This window comes from Ewingella allii (assembly GCF_044430645.1).
Taxonomy (GTDB): domain Bacteria; phylum Pseudomonadota; class Gammaproteobacteria; order Enterobacterales; family Enterobacteriaceae; genus Ewingella; species Ewingella allii.
In genome coordinates this window covers 158,600-177,959 of the sequence record NZ_JAWUDN010000008.1, presented here as the reverse complement: position 1 = coordinate 177,959, position 19,360 = coordinate 158,600, and the positions used below count along the sequence as shown (strand labels likewise).

The 19,360-nt window shown below is 54.3% G+C and carries 16 protein-coding genes; 6 read left to right on the top strand and 10 right to left on the bottom strand.

The window, feature by feature from the left end; all coding sequences use genetic code 11:
- Positions 1–4: 4 nt before the first annotated feature.
- Both aaeA and aaeX read right to left on the bottom strand, forming a co-directional pair.
- Positions 5–940: a p-hydroxybenzoic acid efflux pump subunit AaeA gene (gene aaeA / locus SBO83_RS17160; protein WP_396132347.1), complete on the bottom strand. Its 936-nt coding sequence runs from the start codon at positions 938–940 to the stop codon at positions 5–7.
- Between the two features lie 7 nt (positions 941–947).
- A complete protein-coding gene (gene aaeX, locus SBO83_RS17155) occupies positions 948–1,151 on the bottom strand; it encodes a p-hydroxybenzoic acid efflux pump operon protein AaeX (protein ID WP_034786671.1) in 204 nt (67 codons plus the stop codon).
- Positions 1,152–1,446: 295 nt separating this feature from the next.
- Here aaeX and aaeR point away from each other — a divergent pair, with 295 nt between their 5' ends.
- Positions 1,447–2,379: an HTH-type transcriptional activator AaeR gene (gene aaeR, locus SBO83_RS17150; protein ID WP_034786670.1), complete on the top strand. Its 933-nt coding sequence runs from the start codon at positions 1,447–1,449 to the stop codon at positions 2,377–2,379.
- Positions 2,380–2,429: 50 nt separating this feature from the next.
- On the opposite strand, the gene tldD is transcribed toward aaeR, so the two are convergent.
- The 8 genes from tldD to csrD all read right to left on the bottom strand — a co-directional run bounded on the left by tldD (position 2,430) and on the right by csrD (position 15,136).
- On the bottom strand, positions 2,430–3,875 hold the full coding sequence (gene tldD / locus SBO83_RS17145; protein WP_353500749.1) for a metalloprotease TldD: 1,446 nt from the start codon (positions 3,873–3,875) through the stop codon (positions 2,430–2,432).
- Between the two features lie 115 nt (positions 3,876–3,990).
- Entirely contained in the window at positions 3,991–7,848 is a 3,858-nt protein-coding gene (gene yhdP, locus SBO83_RS17140) for an AsmA2 domain-containing protein YhdP (protein ID WP_396132346.1), read from the bottom strand.
- Between the two features lie 128 nt (positions 7,849–7,976).
- The gene (rng, locus tag SBO83_RS17135) at positions 7,977–9,446 is read right to left on the bottom strand and encodes a ribonuclease G (protein ID WP_353500747.1); all 1,470 of its coding nucleotides are present in this window, start codon (positions 9,444–9,446) and stop codon (positions 7,977–7,979) included.
- Positions 9,436–10,029, bottom strand: coding sequence for a Maf family protein (locus SBO83_RS17130; RefSeq protein WP_353503880.1), 594 nt, complete (start codon positions 10,027–10,029; stop codon positions 9,436–9,438). Before SBO83_RS17130 ends, rng begins: the two co-directional genes overlap by 11 nt.
- A 7-nt stretch (positions 10,030–10,036) precedes the next feature.
- The gene (gene mreD / locus SBO83_RS17125) at positions 10,037–10,525 is read right to left on the bottom strand and encodes a rod shape-determining protein MreD (protein WP_034786663.1); all 489 of its coding nucleotides are present in this window, start codon (positions 10,523–10,525) and stop codon (positions 10,037–10,039) included.
- Positions 10,522–11,529 carry a rod shape-determining protein MreC gene (gene mreC, locus SBO83_RS17120; RefSeq protein WP_034786661.1) on the bottom strand — a complete coding sequence of 336 codons (1,008 nt, stop codon included), beginning with the start codon at positions 11,527–11,529 and terminating at the stop codon, positions 10,522–10,524. Before mreC ends, mreD begins: the two co-directional genes overlap by 4 nt.
- 255 nt (positions 11,530–11,784) lie before the next feature.
- Positions 11,785–12,828, bottom strand: coding sequence for a rod shape-determining protein MreB (mreB, locus tag SBO83_RS17115; protein ID WP_007891976.1), 1,044 nt, complete (start codon positions 12,826–12,828; stop codon positions 11,785–11,787).
- A 370-nt stretch (positions 12,829–13,198) separates the two neighbouring features.
- Complete coding sequence (gene csrD / locus SBO83_RS17110) at positions 13,199–15,136, bottom strand: RNase E specificity factor CsrD (RefSeq protein ID WP_396132345.1); 1,938 nt, start codon at positions 15,134–15,136, stop codon at positions 13,199–13,201.
- 258 nt (positions 15,137–15,394) lie between these two features.
- Here csrD and acuI point away from each other — a divergent pair, with 258 nt between their 5' ends.
- From acuI to accB, 5 genes are all read left to right on the top strand, one after another.
- On the top strand, positions 15,395–16,372 hold the full coding sequence (gene acuI / locus SBO83_RS17105; protein WP_396132344.1) for an acrylyl-CoA reductase (NADPH): 978 nt from the start codon (positions 15,395–15,397) through the stop codon (positions 16,370–16,372).
- Between the two features lie 168 nt (positions 16,373–16,540).
- Positions 16,541–17,542, top strand: coding sequence for a protein-methionine-sulfoxide reductase catalytic subunit MsrP (gene msrP / locus SBO83_RS17100; protein WP_396132343.1), 1,002 nt, complete (start codon positions 16,541–16,543; stop codon positions 17,540–17,542).
- A 19-nt stretch (positions 17,543–17,561) separates the two neighbouring features.
- Entirely contained in the window at positions 17,562–18,164 is a 603-nt protein-coding gene (gene msrQ / locus SBO83_RS17095; RefSeq protein WP_353500742.1) for a protein-methionine-sulfoxide reductase heme-binding subunit MsrQ, read from the top strand.
- Positions 18,165–18,405: 241 nt separating this feature from the next.
- Complete coding sequence (gene aroQ / locus SBO83_RS17090) at positions 18,406–18,858, top strand: type II 3-dehydroquinate dehydratase (protein WP_154145834.1); 453 nt, start codon at positions 18,406–18,408, stop codon at positions 18,856–18,858.
- 33 nt (positions 18,859–18,891) lie between these two features.
- Positions 18,892–19,359, top strand: a complete 468-nt coding sequence (gene accB / locus SBO83_RS17085) for an acetyl-CoA carboxylase biotin carboxyl carrier protein (protein ID WP_034786647.1) — start codon at positions 18,892–18,894, stop codon at positions 19,357–19,359.
- Position 19,360 lies beyond the last annotated feature (1 nt).

The window sequence follows — 19,360 nt, the reverse complement described above, 5'->3', positions numbered from 1 at the left end:
CCGATTAACCGAACTCACGCAGACGGTGCAACATTCTGGAGAATGGCGACTGGTGCTCATGTTTGATATCGTGATCGCCGGTGATCACCACTGTCGCGGTGGTCCCTGCCGGGTACGGGTGTTGCTGGTCAACATCATCAAGCACGATTTTCACCGGCACGCGCTGTGCCAGACGTACCCATTCCAAATTACTGTCTACCGTTGCCAGCCCGTTGGCTGCCGCAGAAGACGAGCTGTTAGTGACCGCCGCCGCGACGCTGTCCACCGAACCATGCATGATGCGATTGCTGCCCAGCGGGGTAATTTCGGCGCGGTCGCCTTTTTTCAAGCCGGAAAGCTTGGTTTCTTCCAGATAAGCCAGAATATAGAAGGTGTTTTTCTTCACCAGCGCGACGGCGGTCGAACCGCGATTAATGTAGTTCCCCGGATGCACATTGAGGTTAGTTACCCAGCCGTCAGCCGGAGCCGTAACTACGGTACGCTGCAAATCAAGCACCGCGAGGTCGCGCGCAGCCTGTGATTTCGCCAGCTGGTGTTGCGCCGTTTGCAGGACGTTATTGGCCTGATCGATCTCTTCTTGCGACATCGCCTGCACGCCCAGCTTCACGCGGCGGCCTGCTTCGCGTTTTTTCTCCGCGACCAGCGCCTGATAGTAGGCAACGTCGGCATTGGCTTCGTCCAGCGCCTGTTGATAACGCGGCTGGTCAATCTTGAATAGGGTTTGGCCCTTTAGGACTAACTGGTTATCCACGACAGGGACATCCGTCACCAAGCCGGTGACGTCCGGCGCGATAGAAACCACGTCGGCGGTAAATTTGGCGTCACGAGTCCAAGGGGATTCAGTATAGAACGCCCATGCCCGGAAAATTGCGATGGCAGCAAGAACCACAAGGATTAACGTTATTAAGTAACGTATTATTTTTATAGAGAAATTTTTCACGACACCCTCAGATGAAGAAGCAGGAAATCAGGTAGAACAGACAGCAGTACATCGCTGTGTTAAATAACGCCGGATGCCAGACAAAGTCATAAATTCCGGTGGGTTGTAATAGGCGTCGTAGCAGGAAAAACAGCACTAACGCCAACAGTACTTCGAAGAACACCGGAGGAAACGACAATCCGAAAATCACCATTACCGGAAGCAAACTCATTCAAAAATCCTTAGTTTATAGTCACGGGCTTTCGTCTCGTGGCGTTACTCTCACCAGAAGGCCCCGTCGCAACACGCCCGAGCTTTATCATTATTTTAGGCAATACAACTGCATTCTGAGAGCCAGAATGAGTTAAAAAGAGACAATGGGTTTGCCAGAAAAGTGTGCGAAGGTAAGCATTATGTTGCCAGCGAGCGCCGAACCCGAGGTATTCACCCGAGCAAGTATATTAGCGTGCTTATTATCAAGTAATCAACGTTCTGTGATCACAATCACTTTTAAGCCAGAGTTAACAATGGAACGATTAAAAAGAATGTCGGTTTATGCTCAAGTGGTCGAAAGCGGCTCGTTTACTGCCGCCGCTCGCCGCCTTGAGATGAGTGTTTCCGCGATCAGCCAGACGATCTCAAAATTAGAAAATGACTTACAAGTCAAACTGTTGAACAGAAGCACGCGCAGCCTGAGCCTCACCGAAGCCGGTAAGATTTACTATCAAGGCTGTATGAAAATGCTGCTGGATGTACGCGAAGTGCACGAGCAATTATATGCCTTTAACAACACGCCGACCGGCACGTTGCGCATCGGCAGTTCGTCGACAATGGCACAAAACGTTCTTGCCGCCATGACCGCCGAGATGCTGATTGAGTACCCCGGCCTGAAAGTGAATCTGGTCACCGGCATCCCGGCTCCGGACCTGATTGCCGACGGCCTCGACGTGGTGATCCGCGTGGGAAAACTGCAGGATTCGAGCCTGTTCTCCAAAAGGCTTGGCTCCATGCCGATGATCGTCTGCGCCGCGCGCAGCTATCTCAGCCAGCACGGTAAGCCAGAAAAACCGGCAGACATGGTGAATTTCTCATGGATTGAATACAGCGTGCGGCCCGACAGCGAGTTTGAGCTGATCGCGCCAGAAGGCATTACCACGCGCATCAACCCGCAGGGGCGCTTCGTCACCAACGACTCGCAAACCTTAACGCGCTGGCTGAAAGCCGGGGTGGGCATCGCCTATGTGCCACTAATGTGGGTGATCAATGAGATTAACTCCGGCGAGCTGGAAATTTTATTCGGCAATTATCAGTCGGACCCGCGCCCGGTCTACGCGCTGTACACTGAAAAGGACAAAATGCCGCTGAAAGTGCAGGTATGCATCAACTACCTGACCGAGTACTTCAAAGAGGTGGGGAAAGTCTATCAGGGCTATCGGCAAGGCAAGCTCGGGCCGAAATAGCCTAAAAAAAGGGAACCCATAGGTTCCCTTTCTATTATTAACTCGAAGGCTTAGGCGCTGCCGCCGACGGTGATGTTGTCGAGTTTCAGAGTCGGCTGGCCTACGCCCACTGGCAGGCTCTGACCCTCTTTGCCACAGACGCCGACGCCTTTATCCAGCGCCAGATCGTTGCCGACCATGGAGATCTGCTGCATCGCTTCAATACCCGAGCCAATCAGCGTCGCGCCTTTCACCGGCTTGGTGATACGGCCTTTTTCAATCAGGTAAGCTTCGGTGGTGGAGAACACAAATTTGCCCGAGGTGATATCCACCTGGCCGCCGCCAAAGTTAGGGGCATACAGGCCGAACTCCACGCTGCTGATGATCTCTTCCGGCGTAGACTGGCCGCCCAGCAGATAAGTGTTGGTCATGCGCGGCATCGGCAGGTGAGCATAAGACTCGCGACGGCCGTTACCGGTCGGCGCAACGCCCATCAGGCGCGCGTTCAGCTTGTCCTGCATGTAACCCTTCAGCACGCCATTTTCGATCAATACGTTGTATTGGCCCGGCACGCCTTCGTCATCAATCGCCAGTGAACCACGGCGGCCCGGCATGGTGCCGTCATCCACCACGGTACAGAGTTCAGACGCCACCAGTTGGCCCATCTGCCCACTGAACATAGAAGTGCCGCGACGGTTGAAATCGCCCTCTAAGCCATGGCCTACGGCTTCGTGCAACAGCACGCCCGGCCAGCCTGCGCCAAGCACTACCGGCATACCACCGGCAGGGGCGGCTACCGCGTTGAGGTTCAGCAAGGCCATACGCACCGCGTCGCGGGCGTAGGCTTCGGCGCGCACTTCGCCATTCACGGTTTCAAGGAAATAGTCATAGCCAAAACGACCGCCGCCGCCGCTAGAACCGCGCTCACGACGCCCGTCATCTTCAACCAATACGCTGACCGACAGGCGCACCAGCGGGCGAATGTCCGCCGCCAGAGTGCCGTCGGTGGCGGCGACTAATACGCTTTCGTAAACGCCGGTAATGCTGGCGCTGACTTCCTGCACGCGCTTGTCTGTGGCACGGGCAACGCGGTCAACGCGATGTAATAACTCAATTTTTTCTTCGCGAGACAGGCTCTGAAGCGGGTCAAGGATCGGGTATAGCGCCTGATAACCAATTTCACCCAGCGTGTGGGTTTTGCCATTGCCCTGCTCACGCACGATGCTGCGCGCGGCGGTGGCACTCTGCTGCAAGGCATTCAGGGTAATTTGGTCCGCGTAGGCAAAGCCGGTCTTCTCACCACTGACCGCGCGCACGCCAACACCCTGATCAATGTTGTAAGAGCCATCTTTGATAATGCTGTCTTCAATCACCCAGGCTTCGTGGAAACTGGATTGGAAAAAGAGATCGGCGTAATCGAGACGGCGTTCAGACAGTTGACCTAATACAGCGAACAGGTCTTGATGACTCAGATTGTTAGCGGTTAGTAACCGCTCACTGACTAATGCCAGACTCATAGATTCTCACTCTCTTTGGGGATGAATTGTCGCGGCATGAACTGTGATTCGTTAGCCGCCAAACAATTCTATCGTAACACGGGTTTTAAACAGCCTAACACAGCGCGTTCAGCACTCAAGGTGCGGCAGGCTCTTTTGCAGGTCGCGGTTGGCGCAGCACTTCATTAATTTTTGGATCCGCAATGGTGCCGTCGATATGGTAACGGATTAACGAAATCTTATTCCACAGCGGCGCCAATACCTTACTGGCGGCAAACACCGCCGCGCCGACGATTGGGTTAATAGCAAAGGCCGTGGCGACCCCGACTGTGGCCGAGATTTCAGGAGCGATCACCGCTTCCATATTTAGCCGCTGATTGACTAAATCGACGCTACCGTTCATGGCGATATCCGCCGCCAGCCCGTCAACCAGCAGGTCCTCGGTATGCAGCGTGCCGTCTTTGATCCAGGCGTTTGAGCGGATAGAGTCAAAGTAGAAGCCTTTGCCAAAGGTGTCGCTGAAATCGAGTTGCAGCTTACGCAGCAGGGCGTCGAAGCTGACCAGACGCAGCAATTGCCCGGCGCGGCCGCCGCCTAAATCCACGATTTCACCTTTGCCAAGGTCAGTTTTCAGGGTGCCATTCAGGGTTTTCAGATCTGGCTTCCACGGAATAGATTTCCAGTGCAAATCAAAGTCGATGTTGAATGGCGCACCGCGCAGCGGGGTAGTGACGCCGAAGAAGGAGGTCGCGGCTTCAATATCTTTGCCCGACAGTTTGCCTTTCAGGCCGGTAGATTCAACGCTGCCGTTCTGCTTCCAGTCGCCCTGCACGTCTAAACGCACCGAGCCGGTATCAATCAGGCCGTTGCGCAGCGCCAGCTGATCGCCACTCGGCGTGATATCAGCATTCACCTTGCGGAAGCTCTGCCCGAGGAACCAGCAGTCTTCACAGCGCAGAAGCAGTGCCGGCCATTTGGCGAAGGAAATTTTGTCATCGGCAAAAGGATTCTGGCCTGACTTACCGCCGCTGGCCGCGTCAGCCACCGTCCACTGCGGGTTGAAATAGAGGTAGCGGATATTGGCTTGCCACGGACCACGGTCATTCATCGCCAGCGTGCCGTCGATCTCTTTGCCTTTCGCCGTGATGTTCATGCCATTGCTGGCCTGAGTCGAGCTAATCTGTAAGTCATTCCAGACCTGACCGCCTAATTTGAGCTTCGGCGTGGTCAGCGTCACTTCATGTGGGAAGCCAAAAGAAGCGGCGGTATTGGCCGCTCTCTTCGCGCCTTTGGCACTCTTCTGCACTGGCGCTTTCGGGGCGTTATCTGGCGACATCAGCTCCAGCCAACTCTCGCCATCCAGCTCAGGCAGGTGCAGCGTCAGGCTGCTGGTCGCTGGCAGCGCCGGGGTTTTCTGGGCATTCATCTGCCACGACGCGCGATCCAGCTGTAGCTGCTTGCCCAGCAGCCAGCGGCTGTTGAATCGGTCTTTGCCGCCCAGCACGCCATTCATTTCAAAACTCTTCAGCCCGCCTTTGGCATTTACCGCCAGTGGCAGACTGCGGCCCGGCTTCTTGTCGAGTGGGCTAGGTAAGTGACTACTTACACTCTTCAGATCGGTAGTTACGCCGATACTGTAATTTGGCTCACCCTTATGAGGGAGTGAAATATCCACCGTCCCTTTCCAGGGTGCGCTGCCGCTGAGTTTGCTGGCAACAGCATCCGGCATTCCGGTGATTTTGCCCAGTTCCCAGTTGCCGTCCAGACCAACATTAATTTGATAATTATCAGTAAGTTCGTGCGTGCTAAACTGCACGTTCAGAGGTTGTCCGAACCAGTTGGCGGTGAGCAAACTACTCTGCAAGTTGCCGTTGTCGTAGGTGAACTGGCCGCTGAGGTGCTCAATGGTACTTTCCAGCGGTTTGATAAACAGGCTGTTGTCATTGAGCTTCACGCCGCCGGTGGCGCGAACTTCTTCGCCATCCAGCGGGATATCAAGATGTAAGCGACCACTCACATTGCCGCCAATCTGCAGCTCATCTAGGGCCGCGCCGAGGGAGTCCTTCAGCGGCGTGTCTTTAAAATAGTCACCAATGTCTTTGCCAGTACCTGAAATGTCGGAGTCGATGAACAGCTTCTCTTTCAGATAATCAGGGATGTTGGCGACCACGTTATTGCCGTCGGCATTACCCAATTTGGTGTGCTCGGCTTTCATGAACAGGCCGTCATTGAGGAAATCGAGGTCGATATCCAAATTGGTCAAGGCTGGCCACTCAGGCTGGAACTGGAAGGTGGCGTTACGCAGCGGCACCCACACTTCAAACTGCCCTTCATGCTTTTTAAACGGGAAATCGTGCGGATTGCCGTTGAAGGTCAGCGTGGCGTTATCCACCTGCCCGGCCTGAATCGCCTCGCTGAGATAATCCGTCAGATGTTTGCCCATCAGCGGCTCAGGGAAGTAGCGCCACGCCTGCCCAGCATCATACAGACGAATGCCGCCGAGAATTTTTAGCCACGGCTCGCCGTGCTCCGGCTGGTTATAGTGGAAGCCGCCGTTGGCCCACAGGCCGTTGGCTTTGACATCCAGTCTCTTCGACCACAGCGCCCAGCCCTCTTGGCTATAGCTCCAATCGACGGTGCCCTGCGCCGCACTGATCTCCAGCGGCGCGCGGAACATCTCACCATACGGCAGTAGGCTGTCTTGCAAATTGACCATCAGTTGGCCGTGCTGCACGCTGCCGCTCAGCTGGCCGCTAAAGTGATTCACGCCCGGCAGTAGCTGCCAGCGATCCCAGCTGAGATCGCGCCATTTGGCGGCAAAGCGCGTGTGGTCGGTCTGCTTAAGAGGAATATCTAACGACAGCTGGTCGATTAAGCCTTTTGGCTGGATATCCTGCCAACGCTCGAGCAATTCTGGCGTCAGGAAGGAGAAGGTTGGGATAATCGGCCCAAGGCGCTCTAACTGAAGCTTGGTTGCTCTCAGGCGAAGTTCATCCCCCTGCGAAGCCCCTAAAAACTCATTGTTTTCCGGCAGATACAGCGCGCTGATTTGGCCCTTCGGCCAGGCCACGCCGTCAGTTTTCAAGTTGAGCTGCTGGGCATCGACCTGCCAGCCATCGCCCTGTCGGCTGCCGTGCAGCGTCAGGTTCTCAACGTCTAACCGATGCTCCTGCCCCGCGCTGCTCCAGGTCGCCGCGCCGTTTTTCACCCAGGCGTCTCCGGCGTAGATATCGCCGCTGCGCACGGTCAGCCAAGCCGCAAGGCTGAAGTCCGCACTTTCCAGCCCGGTGTTGCTGCGCAGCCAGCGGCTAAACCAAGGCTTCATGTCGATATCGTCGGCCTGAAGATAGATTTTGCCGTTGTTGAGCAAACCGTCGTTGTCGTTAAGGTCCATGCGCACCTGCACCACGCCATGCTGGCCGTTGAAGGTCGACAGGCTGATCAACCCTTCGGCGCGGTGGCGGTTGCGGCTGTTCAGCCAGCGCAGCTGTGGCACGGTGATTTCGGCGCGCTGCCCGGCTGGGGTCATGAAGGAGATATGGCTGTCGCGCAGGTCGAAATGGTCGACCTGCTTGAGGAAGATATCGCTGATGCGGTTAGCCTCGAAACCTTTACCGTCGTTGGTTTTATTACCAAAAGTGGCGTTGGTATCAAGGTCAAGATTGTAGAAAGTCAGGTCGCGGAACTGCCAGCGGAAATGCAGCAGCGATTGCCAGACATCCAGCGCCAGAGTCACGCGCTCGGCTTTCACCGAGGTGTCTGGCAGGGTCACGCTAAGGTTTTTTAACTCAAGAGTCGGGCCAAAGGTTTTCCAGCTGCCGCTGATTTGGTCCAGTTCGATAGGCACGCCGGTCACAGACTCGATTTTGCTGACCAGCTGATCCTGAAAACGGTGAAGCTGAGGCAAAGCCAGACGCAAGCCACTGATTGCCAACGCAACAATCACGATAATTGTTGCGCAGGTAGTTAACAGTATCCCCGGCAGTCGCCTCAAACTTCTCTCCTTGTTTCCATTCCGCGGGCATATTGGCCCCGGACTACAATGGAAATTTAATAAATTCACCCATAATCAATGATTTATGTTGCGGCCTATGCCGCCGCAACGCTAAGCCGGACGGGTAATCACATCATGACAACGTCGAACTGCTCTTGGTTGTAGAGCGGCTCGATTTGAACTTTCACTTGTTTGCCGACGAAAATCTCCACTTCGGCCAGCGCGTGGGACTCTTCCCCTTTCAAGGCTTCGCCGACTGCCGCAGAAGCATAGACCAGGAAACGGTCGGCGTCATAGGCGTGGTGCACGCGAACAATTTCACGCAGAATTTCATAGCATACGGTTTCGACGGTTTTCACCGTGCCCCGGCCGTGACAGGTTGGGCAATCGCTGCACAGCACGTGCTCGACGCTTTCACGCGTCCGTTTGCGGGTCATTTCGACTAAACCTAGCGCCGAGAAGCCGTGAATGCCCGTTTTCACCCGATCTTTTGACAGCGCCTGCTCCAAAGAGTGCAGCACCCGCCGACGATGATCCTCATTCGCCATATCGATGAAGTCGATAATGATGATGCCGCCGAGATTACGCAGGCGCAGCTGGCGGGCAATGGCTTGGGTCGCCTCGGTATTGGTATTGAAGATCGTCTCTTCCAGATTGCGATGGCCGACAAAAGCACCGGTGTTGATATCCACGGTGGTCATGGCTTCGGTCTGGTCAATAATCAGATAGCCGCCGGACTTGAGTTCGACTTTGCGTTCCAGCGCGCGCTGGATCTCATTCTCAACGTCAAAGAGATCGAAAATAGGCTGCTTGCCCGCGTAGTGCTCCAGCTTGGCCGTCATTTCGGGAATATATTCGCTGGTAAATTCCACCAGCAGTTCATAGGTCAGGCGCGAATCTACGCGAATTCTGTCCAGCGCTTCGCCGGCAAAGTCTCTTAATACGCGGTGCGCCAGCGCCAGCTCGCCATAGAGTTTGCACTTGGTTTTATTGCGGCGCTTGCGCTCCATAACTTTGGTCCACAAACGCTTGAGAAAGGCGGCATCTTGTTTAAGTTCTTCTTCGCCAATCCCTTCTGCCGCGGTGCGGATAATGTAGCCACCCTGCTCGTCACAATATTCCTGAACGATATTTTTCAGGCGATCGCGCTCGGCTTCGCTCTCAATGCGCTGTGAGACACCCACGTGTGAGGCGCCCGGCATGAAGACCAGATAGCGGGAAGGCAGAGTAATGTCGGTGGTCAGGCGCGCGCCTTTGGTGCCCAGCGGGTCTTTCACCACCTGCACCATCAGATCTTGCCCCTGATGGACCAGCTCTACGATGTCACGAACGTTAAAATTCTTTTGCTCATCACGAGCCACGCACTCGGTGTGCGGCATGATGTCTGAAGCATGTAAAAAAGCCGCTTTCTCCAGACCAATATCAACAAAGGCTGCCTGCATGCCCGGCAGAACCCGGCTGACGCGACCTTTGTAAATATTGCCTGCAATGCCGCGCTTGGCTTCACGCTCAACATGGATCTCTTGCAAAATGCCACCGTCAATGTAAGCCACGCGCGTCTCGGACGGCGTAACATTGACCAGTAATTCAGCTGTCATGCTTTCTCCTAAGCTCGCGTAATGCAGCAAACTCACTGTACAGCTCTTGAGTTTCCACTAAAGGAAGCCCAACCACTGCGTAGTAGCTGCCGCGAATTTCACGGACGAAACATCCGCCCTTTCCCTGAATACCGTATGCACCCGCTTTATCCATGGGTTCCCCGCTCAGAATATAGTGCTGAATATCATCCGCGGATAGAGAGCGGAAGGTGACATCAGTCACAACCAGCGTACTACGATGCGTCTGGCGGTCTGCCAGAGCAATGGCCGTCATCACTTGATGCTGGCGGCCAGACAATGCGGTTAACATCTGCGCGGCATGAGCTTCATCGCGCGGCTTTTCCAAAACCTGCCCGTCGAGCACCACGATGGTGTCAGCACCCAGCACCGGGAGGTCCTGCGGCGCAACGGCCACGCCTGCTAAAGCTTTGTCACAGGCGAGGCGCAGCACATAGTCTGCTGGCGCTTCATCTGGCTGCTTTTGCTCGGCAACATCAGTCACCAGACGTTCAAAAGCCAACTCCAGCACGGCCAGCAATTCGCGGCGGCGCGGTGAACCAGAAGCCAGATAAAGTTCAGTCATCATTTCCTCATTGCACAGCGAACTGACGGCGAATTTTGCGCATCAGCAGGAATAACCATGGCCAGAGAATGCCGTCGACCACGCTGCTCCAGAACACTTCCGGACGAAACGAGACATTCACCACCAAAAACTCGGCCCAGAACACCACCACGTCGACAGCCAGTGACAGCAGCATGACGATCAGCGCTTGCTGCCACAGGGCCATGTTGCGGAACAGTTGGAACTTGAAAGCGACCAGATAGGCAATCAGCGCCAAAGCCAGCGCGCGCACGCCTAACGTCGAGCCAAGAATCAAATCCATCACAAAACCGACGATAAATCCGGTACCTACGTTAACGCGGTGCGGCAGCGCCATGACCCAGTAAATCAGGATCAGCATCAACCAGGATGGCCGAAACATGTAGATCTCGTCCGGCCACGGCATCACTTGCAATAACATGGCTATCAGAAAGGATAGCCAAATTATCCAGCGGCCGTGGCTCCGGTAGCGATTCATTGACTGCCCCCGCTAGAAGGCCGTGGCGAAACTGGCGTGGTAATGGTGCCAGTAGCAGGTTGAGGAATAGGAGCAGGAGGGCCCATTTCGCCCGGAGGCGGCAGGACCTGAGGCATCATCTGCATCAGACGCTCATTGGCGACGCGATGCACTTCGTCCGGCGGCAGTGGCTTATCGCCATTGCGGTCAGAGCCCCACAGCAGCAGCAGGTAACGCAGGCGTTGCAGACCCGCCGTCGGGCGCGCCTGAATCACGGTGTAAGCACGTTGGTTATCGACTTTTACCGAAGAAACCACGGCAACCGGATAGCCTTCAGGGAAGCGACCGCCGAGACCGGACGTCACCAGCACGTCACCGACGCGGATGTCGGTATTGCTCGGCAAGTGCTCCAGCTGCAAGTCGTCAGCACAGCCGCTACCGGCTGCAATCACGCGAATATCGTTACGCAAAACCTGAATCGGCAAGGCGTGGGAGGCGTCGCAGATCAGCAATACGCGGCTGGTGACGGCACCCACAGCGACCACCTGACCCACCACGCCTTTATCGCTAATCACCGGCTGGCCAACATAGACGCCATTGTTGCTGCCTTTGTCGACGACAACCTGATCGCTATAGGGGTCATTGCTGGTCGACAGCACCTGAGCCACCATCTTGTGCTCATCCTGACGCAGCGGTGACCCCAGCAGCTCGCGCAGTCGCGCGTTCTCTTGCTTGAATTGGCCGAGCAGCATCAAATCGCTGTTTTTGAGCAGCAATTCTTGGCGCAGCGCGCGGTTTTCAAGTTCAAGAGACTGGCGGGTAGCGAAGGTGGCGGAAACCTGATCGAGGAATTCACGTGGAGCATTCGACAAAAAATAGAAAGGGCTGACGGCAGTGTCCATATAGGTGCGGATCTTAACGAACGTACCTACTTTACTGTCGGCAAAAATCAGGACAATGGCCGTGAGAATAGCCAAAAAAAGTCGCAGTTGCAGGGAAGGTCCCCTGCTAAAAATCGGCTTCATAAAATATGCGAGTTCCTCGGCAACAGAAGGTTTCAGCCAATCCAGTGAAAGATAGCCTAAGCAGGAAAAGTAGCAAGCGAAGCGGATCGAGCGAAAACTACCTGAATACGCATTTCTTCAGGTAGTTCGATGCACGACCCCAATTTGACACTGCATACTTTAACGCAGCAGGTTTCACCAGACGGACATTCACCTTGGCGGGCAAGACTTATTCTTTGCTATGCACGCCTTAAGCAAAAGCGTGCGTCGCTAAAATTACTCTTCGCTGAACAGGTCGCCGCCGTGCATGTCGATCATTTCCAACGCTTTACCACCGCCGCGAGCAACGCAGGTCAGCGGATCTTCTGCCACAACCACCGGAATACCGGTCTCTTCCATCAGCAGGCGATCGAGGTTACGCAGCAATGCGCCACCGCCGGTCAATACCATGCCGCGCTCGGAGATGTCAGAAGCCAGCTCTGGAGGACACTGTTCCAGCGCAACCATCACCGCGCTAACGATGCCAGTCAGCGGCTCTTGCAGCGCTTCAAGAATTTCATTGGAGTTCAAGGTAAAGCCGCGCGGAACGCCTTCAGCCAGATTACGACCACGAACTTCAATCTCGTGAACTTCATCACCTGGGTAAGCGGAACCGATACCGTGCTTAATACGCTCAGCGGTAGCTTCGCCAATCAGGGAACCGTAGTTACGACGCACGTAGTTGATGATAGCTTCGTCGAAGCGGTCACCACCGATACGTACAGAAGAAGAATAGACCACGCCGTTCAGGGAGATAACCGCGACTTCGGTAGTACCACCGCCGATATCCACAACCATGGAACCGGTCGCTTCAGAGACAGGTAAACCTGCACCGATCGCTGCTGCCATTGGCTCTTCAATCAAGAACACTTCACGCGCGCCCGCACCTTGTGCAGATTCACGGATAGCGCGGCGTTCAACCTGAGTTGCGCCAACAGGCACACACACCAGCACGCGCGGGCTTGGGCGCATGAAGCTGTTGCTGTGAACTTGTTTGATGAAGTGCTGCAGCATTTTTTCAGTCACGAAGAAGTCAGCGATAACGCCGTCTTTCATCGGACGAATAGCAGCGATGTTGCCAGGAGTACGTCCCAACATCTGTTTGGCATCATGGCCGACGGCCGCAACGCTTTTCGGTGAACCAGCACGATCCTGACGAATAGCCACAACTGATGGCTCGTTCAGCACAATGCCTTGTCCTTTTACATAAATGAGGGTATTGGCGGTACCCAGGTCGATGGACAAGTCGTTGGAAAACATGCCACGAAATTTCTTAAACATAACGAAAGGATAATCCTGCTAGCTGGGGGCGGAAAATAAAATCCGCCTACTTTACCAACCACGCGAAGCAGCGACAAGGCGCAAAAACGTTCTGCTTCGGTGAAATTGTCCACGATGTCGGCCGCTTACAGTCGCGATGACTTTTGGTTGTCAAATCAGAGGTGAAAAATGACCTGTTCATTTAAACCAGAATCACCTTTTACCTGTTTACAACCAGCAACTTACAAGCACCAACACCGCACATGAATTCTTGCTCTCGCTCCGAGAACTCCCGCCACAATTCGCCAAAAACTTTACAAATAGGCGTCATTGGACAGTAACCGGTTAAAGGCTGCGCCATTCTACGTTAAATCTTCACATTACGATCAGTTTAAACATCACCGTTGTGTGAATATTTTTTGCTAACGGGCTCCACGGCCTGCGGCATAGCAAAAAAATCACCCTGCCCGCCATGAATGCCCTTTTCTAACAGTACTGCCCACTCTTCTTTACTGCGCACGCCAGAAGCGAAAACCTTGGCTTGTGTTCCTTCACAGGCGCTAATCAGGCTTTGTACGAACAGCTGATTTTCAATTCTTTTGTCGATATCGCGAATCAATCCCGGGTGCAGTTTCACCCTTTCAACCGGGAAAGTTTTCAAATATGAGGTGCTGACCACGGTAAGCCCGGCTTGAGAAACAGCAAGACGGCAGCCCATTCCTTGTAGCAGGCGGACAACGGGCCGTAATCGCTCGGTATGTTGACAGAGATCTGCCTCTGCAAGTTCAATCAGAATGCGATTACGCTGCTTTTTTTCGCATTGCAGCAAGGTATCGCGCAACCAGCGGACAAAAGAGCGCTGCAATAATGAATCAACCGTCAGGTGAAATGCCAACGTTTCGTCCGGCCAGCGCGCCAGTAACGGAATTATCTGAGAAAGCATTTGGCGATCATAGCTTTGCGACATGCCAAATTGCACCACCAGCGGCATAAACTCGGCAGCCAGCAGCTCTTGCTCGCCATCAAAGATGCGGCGCTGAATTTCACGATGATCCAGCTTGCGGTCTTTGGTAAAGCTGCCTTTATGATAAAGACGCGGCCCGCCGCGCGATAGGGTATTTTCCAGTAGCGTGCGCCATTTAACGCTGCCGCGCCCTTTTTCAGGCACTTTGCTGTCATAAACCAGCCAACTGTTACTTCCCTGAAAGGCTGCGTTGCGCGTCGCCTGCTCGGCGTGGTCCATCACCTCTTCCGCCCGCTGACCAAAACGATAAGCACTGATACCTATATATAGAAGGGCATCGCGATCGATATTGTTAGAGGTTGGCAGCGCGCCGAGCGCATTGACCAGTTGGGCCGCCATCACCTCTGCTTCTTTTAAAGTGCGGTGAGGCAGTAACACGGCACAATCGCTGTGGAAATAGCGCGCCAGCAGGGCATCGGAGTAGCGCATGACAAAGGTTGAGAGCAGATTGACCATCGCGGAACGCAGTTCATCAACGTGCCCCTGCCCGTGGATTTCGCGCAGCGTGTCGAAGTCAGGCAGTCGCAGCAGCATAACCACGCCGTGCGCGCCCTTTTCTTCAAGCTGAGTCGCCAATTGATTGTCGAAAAACAGCCGATTACTCAGGCCGGTCTGGGCATCTTGCTGGGCAAATGCACGAATTAGCGTGTCGACCCGGCTGCGTTGCTCGCGGGCCTCGGCCAGATCTGCCATCAGTAAATCAATGGCGCTACTGGCAAAAGGCGGCCATTCGGAGACATCGCCGTGGCGAATATTCTCCCGCTCGCCGCGAAGAATGCGCTGGGCGCGCTCTTCCAGTCGTTCCAACCCAGCCGTCTCTTTGCGCAGCCAGCGGAAACTCATCAGCACCACTACAATCATCAAAATAATGGCGAAGCTAATGGTGATGGTCGAGCGCAGCGAATGGGTGTAAGTGGTGATGGGGTCTACATACACCACGTGCAGCGCCATCGACGGGTGCTGCATTAGCGGCAAGGTTGTCTCGGCATAGTCGGGGTAGCCGCTGTCCCACGCCGCGTGTAAATCGGCGGACTCGCGATATTCTCGCAGCGGTTTGTTATTTTCCAGCAGAGTGATGTTTGAAATATCCAACATACGCATCGCGGTGGGCATCCAGCGCTGTGCCTCATCAGGCGTATGTTGTAGAAGAGATTGGTCGAAAGTGGTCGCCAGCGCCCGCAAATGCTGCTCGGTGCCCTGCTTGCTGAGATAAACAAAACTAAAAGTCACGCCGAGCAGCATCAGCAACATAGCTACTGCAACCAGCATGGAAATAAGCGCGGTGAGTCTGTTAGTAAATCGCATCCTTGTGCCTTACCTGAAACCTATAAATGAAGGAGGCAAACCAGAGAATATTCCTTCATTGTCAGGCCGCCGTTTAAACGCCGCTATCATAAAACATAAGCGTGTCAGATCCGGTAAAGATTTATGCAAAATTGTGCCTAAATTTGCACTCAGTGGCACCGTTTTTGTCTCATATCAGTCCCTATCCCCCCTATTGCGTTATATTCATAGCATAGCAACTGCATAAACAATCAATTGATAAATCTTATGGAGCTCAAAATGCGCGCACTTTTATTACAGCAAGACGCAGGCCAGACCCTTTCCAGCGTAGGTGATATCAGCATAGATGATTTGCCGGAAGGCGATGTGGTGGTCGATGTTGACTGGTCGAGCCTCAATTATAAAGACGCAATGGCAATCACCGGCACGGGGAAAATTATCCGCCAATTCCCGATGGTGCCCGGCATCGATTTCGCCGGTCGGGTCATTAGCAGTGAAGACTCACGCTTTAGCGTGGGTCAGCAGGTGATCCTCACTGGCTGGGGCGTGGGCGAAAACCACTGGGGCGGGCTGGCAGAAAAGGCGCGCGTAAAAGGTGATTGGCTGGTGCAGCTGCCGGAAGGTCTGGACTCGCGCCACGCGATGATTATCGGCACCGCCGGATTCACCGCCATGCTCTGCGTGATGGCTCTGGAGGAAGGCGGCGTGCTACCCGACAGCGGCAAAGTGATTGTCAGTGGTGCCAGCGGCGGCGTGGGCAGCACGGCGATCACCCTGCTGTCGACCCTCGGCTATGACGTGGTGGCGATCAGCGGGCGCGCCAGCAATACCGAATATCTCAAGCAGCTCGGCGCGAAAACCGTGCTGTCGCGCGAAGAGTTCAGCAAAGAAGGCCGGGCGCTGGATAAACAGCTGTGGGCCGGCGCCATCGATACCGTCGGCGACCACACGCTGGCAACCTTGCTGTCGCAAACGGTCTACGGCGGTACGGTGGCGGCCTGTGGTCTGGCGGGGGGTTACCAGCTTCCCACCACGGTGATGCCATTTATTCTGCGCAACGTTCGCCTGCAAGGGGTAGATTCTGTGATGTGTCCGCTGCATCGTCGAATGGACGCCTGGGAGCGCCTGACCCAGACTCTTCCCGCTTCGTTCTATGAGCAAGCCGCCACGGAAATCAGCCTTGAACAAGCGCCAGCGGCGGCCGCCGCAATTATGGCTAACACCATTACGGGCCGCACTTTGGTCAAGGTGCGCTAAAAGCTAAGCCAATCAGCAGCGCAGGAAAACTCTCCCTGCGCTGCTCGGTTCCCTTCTCCTCTGAAATTTCGTATTTTCCCCAGTCCTCTCGCCAAAAATCGATTTAACAGCCATTCTTAAACCAGAATCCTCAGTAACAATAATGATTAAGAAATTCTGGAGTACGCCATGAACAATCCCCGCAAACTGACTGAGGCAGACGTCACGCCTGAAAGCATCTTTCACGACCGTCGCAAAGTATTGCAGGCATTGGGCCTGAGCGCCGCGGCGCTGGCTCTGCCCCAGACCGCCAAGGCCGACATCTCATCTTGGTTCAAAGGCCACGACCGACCAAAAGCCCCGCCGGGGAAACCTTTGGATTTCACCAAGCCTGCCGCCTACCAAAATGACCTGACGCTGACGCCAGAAGATAAAGTCACCGGCTACAACAACTTTTATGAGTTTGGTCTGGATAAAGCAGACCCAGCCGCTAATGCGGGCCAGTTGGTGACCTCGCCGTGGAAAATCGTGATTGATGGCGAAGTGGGCAAGCCGATCACCCTCGATATGGATGACATCATGAAACGCTTCCCGCTGGAGCAGCGTATCTACCGGATGCGCTGCGTCGAGGCGTGGTCAATGGTGGTGCCGTGGATTGGCTTCCAGCTGAGCAACATCATCAAGCTAGCCGAGCCGACCGGCAATGCGCGCTTTGTGGCGTTTAAAACCTTATATGACCCGGAACACATGCCGGGCCAGAAAGACCGCTTTATCGGCGGCGGGCTGGATTACCCTTATGTTGAAGGGCTGCGGATGGATGAAGCCATGCACCCGCTAACCATGCTGACCGTCGGCGTCTACGGCAAGGCCCTGCCCCCGCAAAACGGCGCGCCAATTCGCCTGACCGTGCCGTGGAAATATGGCTTTAAAGGCATCAAGTCTATCGTCAATATCAGCCTGACCAAGAACCAGCCGCCGACGACATGGAACCAGATTGCCACCAATGAGTACGGTTTCTACGCCAACGTGAACCCGCACGTCGACCATCCGCGCTGGTCACAGGCCACCGAGCGTTTCATCGGCTCTGGCGGTATTTTGGATGTTAAACGCCAGCCGACGCTGCTGTTTAATGGCTATGGCGATCAGGTGGCGTCGCTGTACCGCGGCCTCGATTTGCGCGTGAACTATTGATGATTTTGAGGGAAATGCGATGCGGCGTTTAAGCCTGACACAAATTAAATGGCTAAAGGTGGTTATCCATCTGGCGGCGTTCCTGCCCTTTATTTGGCTGATCTTGTCGATTAATCAGGGCTGGTTCAGTGCCGATCCATCTAAAGATATTCAGCATTTTACCGGTAGGATGACTCTGAAATTGCTGCTGGCGACGCTGCTTATTACCCCCGTTGCGCGTTATGGTAAACAGCCGCTGTTGATGCGCGTGCGCAGATTAGTGGGTTTGTGGTGCTTTGCGTGGGGAACGCTGCATCTTCTCAGCTATTCGTTCTTAGAGTTGGGCATTAACAATTTGGCGCTGCTGGGCAGCGAATTGATTTCGCGGCCCTATCTGACACTGGGCATTATCAGCTGGATAATCCTGCTGGCGCTGGCCTGCACCTCGACATTGTGGTCGCAGCGTAAGTTGGGTGCGAAATGGCAGACATTGCACAATTTAATTTATGTTGTCGCCATTTTGGCACCGATTCACTACATGTGGTCAGTGAAAATTATCTCGCCACAACCCATCATCTACGCGGCAATTGCAGCGATCTTGTTAGCATTACGCTACAAAAAATTCCGCCAATGGCTGCGTTAACGGGCTTAACTTTTCTGTGTTCTACCCCGCATAATCCCACAGTCTAAACCCTCAGTAGCATTCTGAGGGTTGATTATCTTCGCTGATAAGACCAGTATTTAGCTGCGAATTGCCACGATATCATTATAATGCCCGACCTCATGCTGATGAGCAGGGTAGATTTGCCGCGAAATAGGTGACAAATCGGTGACATCAGGGTATTTTCTACAATCTTTGTCTAATTGCCGGAGATAGGCTCACAATGGCGCATAAGTTTGACATTTTGCTTCTAAACGGTCCTAACCTGAATTTGTTAGGGACGCGTGAGCCTGAAACCTACGGCAGCACTACGCTCAACGATATAGTTAAAGGTTTGGAGCAGCAGGCAGCCGCCGCAGACGTAGCGCTTAGCCATCTGCAATCCAACGCAGAGCACCTCCTGATTGATAGAATCCATCAGGCACGCGGAAACACTGATTTTATTTTGATCAATCCCGCAGCCTTTACCCATACCAGCGTAGCGCTACGCGATGCGTTGCTGGCAGTACAGATCCCGTTTATCGAGATCCACCTGTCGAATGTTCACGCCCGCGAGCCGTTCCGGCATCACTCCTATCTATCTGATATCGCAGTGGGCGTTATCTGCGGACTTGGCGCAGATGGCTACCATTTTGCTTTACAGGCAGCGGTTAACCGCTTGTCTAAAACCCATTAATTTTTTTCGCAAAAAGAGTACGGAATCACACCCATGGATATTCGTAAAATTAAGAAACTGATCGAACTGGTTGAAGAGTCAGGCATTTCTGAACTGGAAATTTCTGAAGGCGAAGAATCAGTACGCATCAGCCGTGCAGCACCTGCGCAAGCTTACCCAATGATGCAACAAGCGTACGCAATGCCTGCGCCACAACAGCAACCGGGTCTGGCTGCTGCAGTTGCACCAGCGGCGGCGCCAGCTGAAGCCGCACCGGCTGCGATCAGCGGACACATCGTTCGTTCACCGATGGTGGGTACTTTCTACCGCACGCCAAGCCCGGACGCGAAAGCCTTCGTGGAAGTCGGCCAGAAAGTTAACGCAGGTGATACCCTGTGCATCGTTGAAGCAATGAAAATGATGAACCAAATCGAAGCAGACAAATCTGGCGTGGTTAAAGCCATTCTGGTGGAAAGCGGCCAACCGGTTGAATTCGACGAGCCGCTGGTCGTCATCGAATAAC

Bases quoted from the DNA above. Each gene is read 5' to 3' on its own strand.
- aaeX (WP_034786671.1), bottom strand. From the start codon at position 1,151: ATGAGTTTGCTTCCGGTAATGGTGATTTTCGGATTGTCGTTTCCTCCG.
- aaeR (WP_034786670.1), top strand. From the start codon at position 1,447: ATGGAACGATTAAAAAGAATGTCGGTTTATGCTCAAGTGGTCGAAAGC.
- tldD (WP_353500749.1), bottom strand. From the start codon at position 3,875: ATGAGTCTGGCATTAGTCAGTGAGCGGTTACTAACCGCTAACAATCTG.
- rng (WP_353500747.1), bottom strand. From the start codon at position 9,446: ATGACAGCTGAATTACTGGTCAATGTTACGCCGTCCGAGACGCGCGTG.
- SBO83_RS17130 (WP_353503880.1), bottom strand. From the start codon at position 10,029: ATGACTGAACTTTATCTGGCTTCTGGTTCACCGCGCCGCCGCGAATTG.
- mreD (WP_034786663.1), bottom strand. From the start codon at position 10,525: ATGAATCGCTACCGGAGCCACGGCCGCTGGATAATTTGGCTATCCTTT.
- mreC (WP_034786661.1), bottom strand. From the start codon at position 11,529: ATGAAGCCGATTTTTAGCAGGGGACCTTCCCTGCAACTGCGACTTTTT.
- mreB (WP_007891976.1), bottom strand. From the start codon at position 12,828: ATGTTTAAGAAATTTCGTGGCATGTTTTCCAACGACTTGTCCATCGAC.
- csrD (WP_396132345.1), bottom strand. From the start codon at position 15,136: ATGCGATTTACTAACAGACTCACCGCGCTTATTTCCATGCTGGTTGCA.
- acuI (WP_396132344.1), top strand. From the start codon at position 15,395: ATGCGCGCACTTTTATTACAGCAAGACGCAGGCCAGACCCTTTCCAGC.
- msrP (WP_396132343.1), top strand. From the start codon at position 16,541: ATGAACAATCCCCGCAAACTGACTGAGGCAGACGTCACGCCTGAAAGC.
- msrQ (WP_353500742.1), top strand. From the start codon at position 17,562: ATGCGGCGTTTAAGCCTGACACAAATTAAATGGCTAAAGGTGGTTATC.
- aroQ (WP_154145834.1), top strand. From the start codon at position 18,406: ATGGCGCATAAGTTTGACATTTTGCTTCTAAACGGTCCTAACCTGAAT.
- accB (WP_034786647.1), top strand. From the start codon at position 18,892: ATGGATATTCGTAAAATTAAGAAACTGATCGAACTGGTTGAAGAGTCA.